This is a genomic window from Tenggerimyces flavus (genome assembly GCF_016907715.1).
In the GTDB taxonomy this organism is placed as follows: Bacteria; Actinomycetota; Actinomycetes; order Propionibacteriales; family Actinopolymorphaceae; genus Tenggerimyces; species Tenggerimyces flavus.
In genome coordinates, this window is sequence record NZ_JAFBCM010000001.1 from 7,188,478 (window position 1) to 7,200,959 (window position 12,482).

Annotated in this window: 11 protein-coding genes and 1 pseudogene; 7 read left to right on the forward strand and 5 right to left on the reverse strand. The window is 67.2% G+C overall.

All coding sequences use genetic code 11. From position 1 onward, the window contains the following. Positions 1-311 precede the first annotated feature (311 nt). A complete protein-coding gene (locus JOD67_RS33530) occupies positions 312-521 on the reverse strand; it encodes a hypothetical protein (protein ID WP_205121696.1) in 210 nt (69 codons plus the stop codon). A gap of 316 nt (positions 522-837) precedes the next feature. Between JOD67_RS33530 and JOD67_RS33535 the strand changes: the two genes are divergently transcribed. Next, a complete protein-coding gene (locus JOD67_RS33535; RefSeq protein WP_205121697.1) occupies positions 838-1,995 on the forward strand; it encodes a helix-turn-helix domain-containing protein in 1,158 nt (385 codons plus the stop codon). Beyond that, on the forward strand, positions 1,995-2,468 hold the full coding sequence (locus JOD67_RS33540) for a hypothetical protein (protein WP_205121698.1): 474 nt from the start codon (positions 1,995-1,997) through the stop codon (positions 2,466-2,468). The genes JOD67_RS33535 and JOD67_RS33540 overlap by 1 nt, the downstream gene beginning before the upstream one ends. A gap of 179 nt (positions 2,469-2,647) precedes the next feature. On the opposite strand, the gene JOD67_RS33545 is transcribed toward JOD67_RS33540, so the two are convergent. From JOD67_RS33545 to JOD67_RS33555, 3 genes are all read right to left on the reverse strand, one after another. After that, on the reverse strand, positions 2,648-2,959 hold the full coding sequence (locus tag JOD67_RS33545; protein ID WP_205121699.1) for a hypothetical protein: 312 nt from the start codon (positions 2,957-2,959) through the stop codon (positions 2,648-2,650). A 175-nt stretch (positions 2,960-3,134) separates the two neighbouring features. Continuing rightward, positions 3,135-6,446 carry an AfsR/SARP family transcriptional regulator gene (locus JOD67_RS33550; protein ID WP_205121700.1) on the reverse strand — a complete coding sequence of 1,104 codons (3,312 nt, stop codon included), beginning with the start codon at positions 6,444-6,446 and terminating at the stop codon, positions 3,135-3,137. 339 nt (positions 6,447-6,785) lie between these two features. Continuing rightward, positions 6,786-7,289 (reverse strand): RDD family protein, encoded by a 504-nt coding sequence (locus tag JOD67_RS33555; RefSeq protein WP_205121701.1) that lies wholly within the window; start codon positions 7,287-7,289, stop codon positions 6,786-6,788. Positions 7,290-7,381: 92 nt separating this feature from the next. Here JOD67_RS33555 and JOD67_RS33560 point away from each other — a divergent pair. Both JOD67_RS33560 and JOD67_RS33565 read left to right on the forward strand, forming a co-directional pair. Continuing rightward, positions 7,382-8,367 (forward strand): annotated as a pseudogene (locus JOD67_RS33560) (IS5 family transposase). Between the two features lie 135 nt (positions 8,368-8,502). Further along, positions 8,503-8,760 (forward strand): hypothetical protein, encoded by a 258-nt coding sequence (locus JOD67_RS33565; protein ID WP_205121702.1) that lies wholly within the window; start codon positions 8,503-8,505, stop codon positions 8,758-8,760. Positions 8,761-8,797: 37 nt separating this feature from the next. On the opposite strand, the gene JOD67_RS33570 is transcribed toward JOD67_RS33565, so the two are convergent. Then, the gene (locus JOD67_RS33570) at positions 8,798-10,006 is read right to left on the reverse strand and encodes an SUKH-3 domain-containing protein (protein ID WP_205121703.1); all 1,209 of its coding nucleotides are present in this window, start codon (positions 10,004-10,006) and stop codon (positions 8,798-8,800) included. 123 nt (positions 10,007-10,129) lie between these two features. Between JOD67_RS33570 and JOD67_RS33575 the strand changes: the two genes are divergently transcribed. The 3 genes from JOD67_RS33575 (at position 10,130) to JOD67_RS33585 (ending at position 12,444) form a co-directional block, all read left to right on the forward strand. Further along, positions 10,130-10,861 carry a hypothetical protein gene (locus JOD67_RS33575; RefSeq protein ID WP_205121704.1) on the forward strand — a complete coding sequence of 244 codons (732 nt, stop codon included), beginning with the start codon at positions 10,130-10,132 and terminating at the stop codon, positions 10,859-10,861. Between the two features lie 4 nt (positions 10,862-10,865). Then, on the forward strand, positions 10,866-11,534 hold the full coding sequence (locus JOD67_RS33580; RefSeq protein WP_205121705.1) for a hypothetical protein: 669 nt from the start codon (positions 10,866-10,868) through the stop codon (positions 11,532-11,534). Positions 11,535-11,649: 115 nt separating this feature from the next. Further along, complete coding sequence (locus tag JOD67_RS33585) at positions 11,650-12,444, forward strand: hypothetical protein (RefSeq protein ID WP_205121706.1); 795 nt, start codon at positions 11,650-11,652, stop codon at positions 12,442-12,444. Positions 12,445-12,482: the final 38 nt, after the last annotated feature.

Below are 12,482 nucleotides of genomic sequence, written 5' to 3' on the forward strand. Positions count from 1 at the left end.
TTCCCACAGGCCGCACTGCCAGGACCTCCCTCGTGCCATCCGCGCTGAACAACCGCTGCCGCACCTCCAAACGCAGACGGTCCATCACCCGTCCTTTCGTGCAGACAGTGACGAACACGAGCCGCCGAATGGCCGCATGCGCGGCGGCAGGGCGAATGCCCTCCATCCCCCCAGGCCTTCCCATACTGATGGATGGAGGGCCGCCCGAATCGCGTCCCCGACCTCCAATGAAAGGAAGAGGCCGGTAAGGGGTTCCCTCCACGACCGGCCTGGGTGACCGGCGCGCGGAGGGCAGGAAAGGGACGCGACACCTAGACCAGCCGCGCCTTCACCCACAGGGCACGCAGCAGACCCCTCCTGACTCCGGACTGGCTGTAACGGATGCCGTGCTGCCGATTCACGTTGCGGACCGCCCGACCACCCGCGTCAACACACCAGACGCCTGCAGTCTGACCACAGAAACCGCACGGCGTCGCCAGAAGCTTCTTCCGCCTCAGCTCGGCTTCCTCGTACTCGTCCATGCATCCTCATTCCCCGCCGCCAGGACCACCCGCCCAGGCCGCCCGCTCGAGCGGTGGCATCCGGGGGTGGCCGTTTTGGTCCGGGCGGCGGCCGGGAAGGAGTTCCTGCGGCATCCGGCCGCCGCGCCGTATCCAGATCCTGACGACGGGTAGTCGACGTGGATACCCGCGCACGCATAGGCTCATGCGAAGACTTGCGTCGTTGCATAGGCCCGGTACGGTCGATGAGAGGCACCTATGACGCACGGATTGCCCGACGTCAGCGAGGTGTGGACGCGTCCAGAGGTGCGGCGCGCACTCGGCACTGGGGACTGGGTTGTGCCACTCCGCGCGGTTCTTCGACGCCGGGCTGAGCCAGACCCAGATCGCTGCTCTCGCCGGGATATCTCAATCGCAGGTCTCGCGGCTAGTCAACGGCCAGAACCGCGAACCGGGGATGCGCACGGTTGGCGCGCTCGCAGCCGGACTGGGTATCCCGCGGCACATCGTCGGTCTAGCCGATGACGATAGGTCGGAGGACAACACGTACCGCAGACAGTTTCTTGCCGGCGCCCTGGGCACTGCCAGCGCCGCTGCACTGCCTGCCCGCGGCCAGATCGGCGATGAAGAACTGCTGCGCGTCAGTACTCTCACCTACCGACGTTTGGAGCAACACACTCCGAGCGCGTCCCTGCTCGCCGTCGTCACCGCGCATCTCGCTCTCGCCCGTTCGATGCTGGAACCCGCTACGGGTGGCCAGCGAACGCGGCTGCTGGCAGCTCTAGCCGAGATCGCCGGGTTGGCGGGCTGGCTCTGCGCCGACCGAAACGACGCCCCTGGCGCCCGCAGCCACTACCAAATGGCCGTACGGGCAAGCCGCACAGCCGGGCATCCCCTTCTCGCGTCCTACATGCAAGGAAGCCTCGGTCAATACGCCTTCTCCGCAGGTGACCCAGCGCAGGGCCTCCGCCTCATCCGTGACGCCGACGCGAGGCTGCCGCGCAGCGCACCGGCGATCGCACGTGCCTGGCTCGCATGCTTGGAGGGCGTCGCCCTCGCTCACCTTGGCGACCGGACCGCGCTCGCACTCGTCGATCACGCCGAGCGCCATCTAGACGCCGGTGCGCACCAGGAGCCCGCATGGCCATGGGTCTTCCGGTTCGACGCCTCCAAGGTCGCCGCCCACCGCGCAGTGATCGCGTCCCGTCTTGGTCTCCCTGCCGTTGCGTCGGCGGCGTTCGACCGCGCAGCGAGTCCGACCAGCCCCAAACAGGCCGCGCTGACTTCCGTCGAGTACGCCCGGGCGCTCGCTGCCGGTGGCGACCTCGAACAGGCCTGCGAGGTCGCAGCAACGGCCTATGACACGGGCCGCAAGTTCGGTTCCGAGCGTGTCCGGGTAGCGGTCCGCGACCTCCGAGCCCAACTCGGGGCGGTCTCTATACCGGCCGCTGCCGCGCTCGATGATCGGCTGATGACCTCCTACACTGACGCGTGATGCGCATTGCGATCAGTGGACACCGTGGCCTCAGACGCGACGTGGAACAGTACGTCAACAACGCGATCCGTTCGTACTTCGTCCAGCTGACCCCTGCCCACCTCGTCGGGATCAGCTGCCTCGCCGACGGCGCAGACCAGATCTTCGCGCGAGCAGTGATCGACGCCGGCGGCCACCTCAACGTCATCGTCCCGGCAGCCCAGTATCGAGACGCACTACCCGAGGACAGCCGCGCCACCTACGACGAACTCCTCGCCAACGCGGCCGAAGTGGTCACGCTCGACCATCAAGAATCGACCTCCGAATCCCACATGGACGCTAGCCGCGCCATGCTCGAACGCGCCGACCAACTCATCGCCGTATGGGACGGAGAACCCGCCCGCGGCTACGGCGCAACCGCCGACGTCGTCCACCTAGCTCAGGACCTCGGGCTCCCCGTCACGATCATCTGGCCGGCCGACGTGACACGCTAGACAGCTTCCTCGGCGATGCGACCAACGTCAGTCCGCGGGCGGGTCATCGTTCGATCGCCTGAACGGGTCTGCTCACTCTCCATACCTCGATGGCTTCTCGCAAGCTGAGCGCCTCCAAGGGGGTGTGTGCTTGGGACTGCTCAGAGAATCGAGCCCCTTCGGAGATGTCGAGGCGCTGACTAGCGAAGGCGTCGCGGAAGCTCGGGAACGCCAGGGGGAAACCAGAGGCCGCCGCCGAGATGGCCTTCTTCGGCGCCGTGTTCGAGCTGCCATCGACGGATCGCCGCGCTGAAGGGCTGGGCGTAGTTCGCCTCCATCAGCCAGTCGATGCCATCCTCGTCCAACAGGTTCGGGGCGTCGAGTGCCAGGTCCAGGTGCTCGGCCGGCGGCGGAGGAGTCTCCTCCGCCCAGGCATTGATCGCCGCGCGCCACCACGGGTTTCCGAACCAGGCTCCCGCGTACGCGCCACCGCAGATCGCGAAGTACCGCATCGCGGCAGCCTCGTCCGTGTCCAGGCACCTTCGTGACCCTGATCTGGGCATGAGTCTCGTGTTCGACTGATGGAGAGTTCTCAGTCGAACGTGGGCTGGAGATTGCGACCTCTCGCTTCGGCCGTCGATAGGACCTCACCAACATCGCCGCCGCCGTCAGCAGAGCCCGTCGACGCTACGGGAGTTGGGCGATCATCGCTGCCAGCACGGGGGCTCGGCGGGAGTGAACCAGTCGGAGCAGCTCGTGGGCTTCTCGCCGGAGGTCCAGGGCGGCAGCTGGGCGTCCATCGGCCTGCTCGATGTCCGCGAGCTCGGTGAGCGCGACGCCGAGCCCCAAGCGATACCCGCTGGAGGTCGCGATGGAGCGGGCTTGCTCGACGTACTTCCGCGCCGTCCGCAGGTCCGCGTTGAGCCGGCATCCTGCGCCCAAGACCGAGAGCGAGTGGACGAGTCGGATTTGGAACGACGCTCGACGGGCGAGCTCGGTCGCTCTCTCGGCCAGCTCGATGCCTGCCGCGACGTTGGCCTCGGCGAGCTCCAGCTCTGCGTGGCCGATGAGCGCAGCGCATTGCTGCTCTTGTCCGAGCTCGGTGGCTTCGGAGGCCCGGGTGAACCGAAGTCGCGCTTCGGTCAGCCGGCCGGCGCGGTACGCCACGTGGGCCAGCATCAGGTCGGTCTCCGCCATGAGGCGGGGTTCTTCACGCTGGACTCGTTCGGCGATCCGTTCAGCGGTGCGTTCGGCGGCAGCGATGTCGTCGTCTCGTTCCAGCTGGCACACCACCAGGTCGATGTGCGAGGCGAGCTCGCCGCGCCGGTCGCCGCGGCGCACCGCGTCGTCGACCGCGACCTGATACTGCGCGATGGCTTCGGTCAGGTCCCCCGTCGTAGCGGCCATCAAAGCGACGAGCCCATAGTCGCGGTAGGTCAGTGAGGCGACCGTGGCCACCAGGAGGTGGAGCTCCGTCCGCGCCCGTTCGAGCTCACCCAGAGATATCAGGGACATGATCAGGTTGCGACGGGCGATCGTCCGCAGGGGCGCACTCGCGGCTGAGCCATAGCCCTCGAGCGCTGCTTGGTTGTGCTCGAGAGCCAACCACGGCTGACCGCTGAACAGCGCCAGGTTGCCTAGGTTGGCGCGGATCGCGTACGCGGTGTCGGATCTGATCCGCTCACAGAGCTCGAGAGCGGCCGTCAGGTCGGCGAAGGCGCGCGGCTTGTCGTCCGCCAGGTGCCACCACAGCAAGCCTCTGCTGTTGAGCATGGCGGCGATGGCCTCATCCGACCTGTCCCGTTCGGCGGCGCGGAGCCCAGCGTCGACGCAGGCGAGCCAGTTGCCCGCGTAGCCTCGCAAAATGGGATAACCACGCAACGCGTCCGCCAGATGGTACGCGGCGTCGTACGGGCCGTTGTCTGCCGCATCGATGACCGCCTCCACCATCGCCGCGCAGTCGCGATCGAGCTCGGCCAGCTCCTCATCCGGATCGTCCCCGCCGGACAATGAGCTCCCAGCCCGGATCTCCTGAAGCCCCAGATCGTCAACGGACGTGGGACGAACGAGCCGGCGAAGCCCGATTCTCGGGACGAGCACGCGATCAGCTTGGCGGATGTACGCCTGCATCAGGCGACGCCGGGCCTCGGTGCGTTCGTTCTCGGAGTCTTCGGTACGTGAGCGTTGCACCGCGTACGCCCTGATCAGATCGTGCAGCCCGAAGCGTTCGTCCTCTCGACGTTCGACCAGTCCCGCCGAGGCCAGTTCCTCCAGCCAGCCAGCCGCGGTTGGGAGGTCCAGCCCGGCCGCGGCAGCCGCGTTCACCGCAGCGAAGTCCGTGCCCGGGATGAGACCGCACAACCGCAACAGCCGCTGCTGCGTGGGGGGAAGCGTCCGGTACGACCAATCGAAAGCCGCGGACAGGTTTGCTTGCTCGTCGCCGACCACCCGCAGCCCCGAGACCGTACCCCGGGCGAGTAGCTGACGAACGTAGTCGGCCACCCCCAGACGGGGACTCAACGTAAGGTGGGCTGCGGCGACGCGCAACGCCAGGGGCAGGCCCCCACAGATGTGGGCCAGCTCCGCCACTGCATCGGCTTCGACCGCGGTTCGTTCCGCACCCAGCAAGCCGGTCAGCAACTCGTATGACTGCGCCACGTCGAGCGTGCCAACGGAGATCCGCCGCGCACCTGGCGACACCTCCAAGCCGGCCAGGTCGTGCCTGCTGGTCACCAGGACCGCGCAGGTGGTGGATCCGGGCAGCAGGTGGCGGACCTGCTCCTCGTTGCTGACGTTGTCCAGGACCACCAGAATGCGTCGCCCGGCGACGAGCGATCGGAAGGCCGCGGCGAGGTCGTCCAGCTCCGCAGGGACCATCGCCGGCGTCATGCCCAGGCCCCGGAGGAACTTGCCTAGAACGCGCTCGACGCTCTCTGGCGCCGACGCGGAGTGACCACGAAGATCGGCGAAGAGCTGGCCATCGCCGAACCGTTCCGTCATCTGGTGCGCGGCAAGCAGCGCCAGCGAGGTCTTCCCGGCGCCAGCCAACCCGTTGATCACCACCACCGGTACCACCCCCGCCGGCCGTGGTGTCCTGGTGCCGAGAATCGAGCCGACGACCTGGTCGAGCGCTCTGTTTCTCCCGACCAGGACCGTCGACACCGAGGGCAGCTGTGCTGGCGGCCGGCTGTCCGATGGTTCAGCGGGCATCGAGTCTTGCCACGGGCCGTCGGCCGTGTCGTCGAGCGCCAGCAGACGACGATGCAACGCGACGGCGGCTGGTCCGGGGTCGAGACCGAAACCCTCCCGCAGCGCGTCGGTGAGCTCGCGGAACGTATCGAGCGCCTCGGCGCGACGGTCCTGACGATGCAGCGCCTCCATCAGCTGCATCCACAACCGTTCCCGCGCCGGGTACTCCTGGACCAGCCGACGCAACGACGACACCATGTCCGCGCCGACGAGTCCGGCCCCGAGTCGCAGCTCGTTCGCGCGTTCCAACGCCGCGAGTAACTCGTCGGTCAACCCGGGTCCGTACTCGCGCGCCAACGCATCTGGCACCAGACCACTGAAGGGCTTACCTCGCCACAAGGTCAACGCTCGTTGCAGGTTCGCAAGCTCGGCGATCGGGTCACCCGAGTCGCGGTCGGCGGTGAGCTTGCGAAAGCGGTGAAGGTCTACGGCCTCGGCGTCGACCTCGAGGCGGTAGCTGCCGCCGGAAGAGGTGATCGCATGTTTGCCCAAGATCGCCCTCAGGCGGCCGACGTAGGTGTGGACCGCGCCGCGGGGATTCTCCGGCAGGCTTTCGTCTTCCGGCCAGAGACAGCGCACCAAGACCGCGCCGTCGACGGCGCTTCCGGCCGACATCGCCAAGGCGGCCAGCAGGACTGAAGGCCTACCGGGTGGCACCGCGACCGTCTGCTCGTCCCGCCGTACCTCCAACGGACCAAGCAGGGCGAGTTCCCACCGCGAATCTGGTGCGAGCCGCTCGAAGCCGGTCATATGCATCACCGTACAAGGAGTCGATTCCCGACGATTGACGTCTACCCACGTCGAGCGTGCTGGGGCGTGACAGAACGGCGACAGATTGGCGACAACACCGCCACGTCAGCCCGGCCTAACGTCCGAGGACCGATCGTCCCAGCTGAGCACGTGAGTGGGTTCCCACGATGAGACAACTTCCTCCGACCTTTCGCGAAGCCGACCCGATGATGCTCAGCCGCCGATGCGGAGAACGGAACCTCTACCCCGTTGATCCCCTTCCCCTCTAGCAGCGGCGCACCCCAGACCGGGCTTGCGGCGCGCGGTGCTCCCGCGCTGTTGGTTCGCCTCTGAGCCGGATCAGGAGCGGATCACCACGGTGGAGAAAATCTTGTCGTCGAGGGTCTGCCGATGATCGTCCCAGAGCGGCCATAGGTAGGTCAGGATCGTGTAGATCCCACTGGTGACGCCGCCAAGGAGGGCGCGCAGCAGGAGCCGGCCGAGACCGGTGCCGCCACCCAGCGGGCGGCCGTCGGCGACCCGGACCAGCCGGATTCCGACCACCTGCTTGCCGAAGGACTGACCGCAGGCGCCCTGCCGCCAGCCTAGCTGCCAGAGATGGAACCCCAGCGCGGCCAGGCACAGCACGAGGCCTACCACGGCCAGGATCGTTGCCAGGCCGTCCGCTCCGCTGGTCTGGTCATCACGGATGGCGCCGAGCGCGACGAACGTGATGCCGATCGTGAGGAGCACAGCGAAGATGAGGGAGTCAATGAGTAGCGCGCCGGCGCGGCGTCCCCAGGAGGCCAACACCACCCCCGGCACGGACGCCGGTCCGGCTGGACCATCGGCGAGCGGGATCACGCAGCGAGCCTAGGGATGCGCTGATTTTCTCGGTAGTCCGGTGCGGTGTGTGGCTCGTCGGCGTGGGACCACGAAATGCTTGGGGTGTGGACATCGAGCAGCCCAGCTTCACCGACATCGAGTACGGCAACCGGCGACGGGTCTCCCGCCGGGAGCAGTTCTTGGAGACGATGAACGCCGCGATCCCGTGGGTGTGGTGGGTGGAGTTGATCGAGCCCTACTACTACTCCGACAGGCCGGGGAAGCGCGGTCGTAAGGCCAAGCCGATCGAGACGATGCTGCGGATGTACCTGCTGCAGGTGTGGTTCTCGCTTTCTGATGAGGGCGTGGAGGAGGCGATCTACGACTCCTATGCGATGCGCAGGTTCATGGGCCTGGACTTCGCTGTGGAGCAGGTTCCCGACGCGACCACGCTGCTGCACTTCCGCCGCCTGCTCGAAGAGCACCGGTTGGGTGAGAAGCTGTTTGAGTCCCAGAACCAGATCTTCGATGAGCAGGGCTGGATCATGCGTGGGGGCAGCATCGTGGACGCCACGATCATCGCCGCGCCGTCGTCGCGCCGTCGTCGACGAAGAACGCCACCGGGCAGCGGGATCCGGAGATGCACCAGACGAAGAAGGGCAACCAGTGGTACTTCGGGATGAAGGCCCACATCGGCTCGGACGCGGGCACCGGGTATGTCCACTCGTTGACTGCGACAGCTGCGAACGTCCATGACCTGGACGAGACGGCCAACCTGGTGCGTGACGATGACGAGTTCGTCTGCACAGACGCCGGATATCAGGGCGTGGAGAAGCGACCCGAGATCGTTGCCGATGAGCATCTGTCGAAGGTCGAGTGGCGAGTTGCGGCGCGCAAGGGCGTGTTGAAGACCATGACCGAGCACGACCGGGCGATCGAGACCCGCAAGGCGTCGGTGCGGGCCAAGGTCGAGCATCCGTTTCTGATCGTCAAACGCGACTTCGGGTTCACCAAGACCCGCTTGCGCGGGATCGCGAAGAACCTCAACCACCTCCACGTGCTGTTCGCATCGGCGAACTGGCTGATGCACGCCAGAGCCGTCACCCTCGCGCGGTGACGGCCCGGCGGCAGCCTGCCCGAAACCACCCAGCAGGGCACGAACCGGGGCCCAGCAGGCGGGGTAAAGCGGACTCCACGGCGCTGCGACCGCCCCTCACGGTCGACCGGGGCCGGGCACGCCGAGGATGGCGCTTTGATCAGCGCATCCCTAGGTGTTACCCGGTCAAACGGACCAGGGAGGAACTCGAACGCTGACCTGCTCGCCATCCCGATCATTGCCGTCCAGTGCGCCGATGTCGACCCGACCAAGGGCATCGCGCTCGCTGGCGAGGCGGCCGAGCTCGCCGGCGCCCGCAGCCTGTCGCTGCGCGGTCTAGCCTGGCTGCATGTCGCCGAGGGCCGGCTTGCGCGCCAAGCGCAAGAGCCATGCCCGCAGGTCACAGTTTCGTAGGTAACGCTTCGTGAGAGCCCGCCACTCGTTCTCTCGTTCACCAGTGGCCGTGGTCGTCGATGCGAAGCGGTTGAGTGCCGCTCATCAGTACGGCGAGTGCAGGCTCGATCGAGTCGCCCAGGAACCACTCGCCGGCGTGGTCGAGCGCGAAGATCCTGCCGGACTCGTCGATGGCGAGCATCGCGTCGTGGTCGCCCTCCATCCCGAGCGGGAACAGCCTGGTGCCGAGCAGACCGCCGAAGTCGGCGAGCGTCTCCGCGGTGGCGGCGGCCAGGAGGGGGTCTAGGGTGAACGGGCGGCGCCGTAGGTCGCGTCCGGGGCCGTGCTGGGCGACGGACATGCCACCGAACGCGGTCAGGACCGCGTTGGCCGCCTCGAAGGACTCGATGCGGGCACCATGCCGCCCGACCTGGTCACAGATCAGGCGGACCGTTCGCGCGGTCTGCTCGTCGGTGCCTCGTACCCGCGACCAACCCGGGGCGCCGAGCATCTCAGCGGCTTCGGCGGAAAGCGGTACCTCGGACAGGCTCGGGCTCCGTGGTGGGTTCAACTCGAACCCAAAGGACCGGCCCAGGAGCACGCAGGAGAAGCAGGGCAGCGCGACCTGACCTGCCACCGCATCCCCACCCTCGCGCACCAGATAGGTCGACATCCGGGCACCGGCGAAGAGCTCCTCGCGGGCTTGCTTCACCGTGATCGCCGGGGCGTCCGCGACGGTCCGACGAGCGTCTTCCGCGTGGAGCGCGTCGGAGAACGCGGCCGCCTCCGAGCAACGGTCGTACCCCCGCTCCCGATACTCCGGCCCCATCCCGCCGGCGTAGAACTCCCGCACCAGGCGATGGTGCTGGGGTTCGGCATCGCCCTTCACACTCCGCACCACCAGCACCCGGTCGGCAAGCGTCAGGTGGGTGACCTTCGCCGGTGTGGCCAATCGTCGCAGATCGCGGCGGACCTGGTCGGCCGGGTCACTGGTCCGGGGCGCCCGAGGTTGATCGGTTCGTCGCTCCCGAAACTGCCCGATCACCAACTCCACCGGCAAGGAGGGCCAGACCGACAGGTCCCCGGTCTCCTTGTCGATGATCCCCCGCCCCGCCCCGACCAACGGAGGAGTGCCGGGTGGATGCCCTCCCCAGACGACGTACCCAAGGTCGAACTCGTGCACCATCGGGATCAGCCGCACATCGGGCGGCGCACTGTCAGCCACCCACTTCTCGGCGATCAGCCCAGCCTCATCTCGGGTGATCATCCCCGTCCTCCCGCTTCGGTCCACGACATAGCGTGAATGTAGACGGCAACGTCGACCTGTCCCCGCCATGGCAGGAAGGGGACGTGAACGGGCAGCCGACCTCCTCGTGGTTAGCCTCACAAGGTGGCCACCGAGACAGCTGACCGACCGCGGCAGGCGGTCCAGCCGGCGCCCCACGCCAGCGGAGGCGAGGGCGGCGAACGACTGCTCTTCCCTGTCGGTCACCACGTAGGCGCGCAGCACCGCGTCGAGTCCGACGAGGTCGTGGAACAGGTACGCCGAGGCGCGACGTTCCACGATCTGACCAGCCAGGAGTACGCCGTCTGGACCCTCGCCCACGGCTCGCCCGAGGCGGTGAAGAATGAGGTGCCATGGACGCGACAGGCGGTCGAAGAACTCGCCAGGGTCGCGGGTCTCACAGCGGTCTACGAGGTCGTCGACAAGTTGATGGAGACAGGTTTGCTGGTCGAGGTCAGGCCGGCGACGGACGAGGCGCTCGCCTTCGCCAAGGCCCACCGTGTCGTACCGCTCATGCTCGGCCTCGGCAACACCGCGGACGAGCCGTGGTTGTTCGGCATCGGCTTCCTCGGGCAACCGATCCTTCAGGTCACCCATCCGATCTATGACGTCTGGCAGTGGTCGTCGATGGACGACACGCTCTGGGCGACCTGCCTGAGCGCGGTCGATGTCGCCTCTCGCGCCAAGTCGACGGACCCGGAGAGTACGGACCCAACCAAGCTCTTCACCGGCTTCCTCGGGTCGATCCATGCCCTGCTCCTCGGCAAGGCCGCTTGTCTCGACATCGGCTTCCGAATCGGTGCAGCCCAATCCCTTGACGATGGTCGTGAGGACTGACGCCATGGCTGCAGCCAGCAACGGCAACCAAGAGCCGCTGGTCTTCCCGATCGGCCACTACGTCGGCGCGAACTACCCCTTCGCCGGAGCCGAGTTGGAGTCCCACCTGCTCCGCATCGGGTGGGAGATCTACCCGCTCGGCGGCAACGACCAGCTCGGTATCTGGGCACTGGCGCACGGCCTGCCCGGGGAGCACGACACGGCGCCATGGACGTTGCAGGCAGTCGGTGGCGCCGCCCGGATGGGCGGGATTCCGGACGCCACGCGGGTGCTCGACGAGCTGATCGGCAAGGACCTGGTCGTCGAGGTCACACCCGGCACCGCTGGGGCATTGGAGTTCGCCAAGGTGGTCCGGACCAGGTCTCTGTTGAGCGGCATCGGCAACACCCGCGACGAACCGTCGCGCTACGGCATCGGGCTACCCGGAGCTCAGGCGGTCGTGAACGTGCCACTCTTCACGTACGAGCTTTGGCGATGGGGACATACCTGCGACAGCCTGTGGCACGTGAGTGAGATCTTCGCCCAAGCCGGCCGACGCGTCGTCCCAGCCGATCCGGATCAGAGCGATCCCGAACGCGTCCTCGCCCGCTGCCTGCGTGCGGCCCAAACGCTCATCGCGAACGGTGCGATCTACCTCGACGAAGCGCGCGAAGAGTTCGTCAGCGCGAGCTAGCTCGCGCTTGGCATCTTCAGGACATCCCGCCGATTACCGGCGGCCGGTCTTGAATCCTGGCGGATCTGCGGAATCCGTTCGCAGCCATCCGAAACTGAGAGGGCTGAACCTCACCATGCCTCCGATCCGACAACTCCTTCTCACCGGCATCGCCCTGATCGCCGCGGCGTCGCTCACCGGGTGTGGTGGCGCCATCGAGCCCACCCGTTCGGACAGCGAGAGCTCGGACGCACCGAGGTCGAACGCACCGAGCTCGCCGGCTGAGAGTCCGAGCGCCGAACAGCCGACCCCCAGTGCGCCAGCGCTCACCGAGAGTGCTGGGAAGGCGCCGGTCGGCAACCCGAAACCCGATGGCAACCGATGGAAGATCAACCTCGCCAGCGATGGCGCCAACACCGATCCGAAGACGTGGCCCGACGCCGGCGAGGTATTCAGCGAAGCCGAGATCACCTCCGTCATCCCGTCCACCACTGACGTGAACGTGACCGAATGTCAGAAGGGCAAGTTCCTCTTCGGCCCGAACAGTGGCAAGCAGACCCCGCGCAACGTCAGCTGCTACTACGAGATCACCAGCGACCTGCAGGCCTACGACGATCAACCTCTGCGACTGTTCGTTTCGTTCTCTGGCTTCCTCTCCCGCGACGAAGCCAGAGATCGATTCGACAGCAGCAAGGCTAGCCAGAAGAAGGCCGGCACAAAGTACCCAGACCAGTGGATGGATCTCGGCAAGGACTCCTACTGGACCGGCTCGAGCTCCCAGGTCTACGTGGGCAACGGATCCGTCGGCGGCACCTTCCAACTCGGCGCTTCGGGCAGCATCGCCGGCGAGGACGACTACATGGCGTCGAAGCGCCGGTTGCGCGACGAGTTGGAGGTGCCGTTCGCCAAGATCGTCCAGTCCAAGCTCTGACGGATTAGGCGAAGCGTGGCCGCACCGCATCAAAGGGG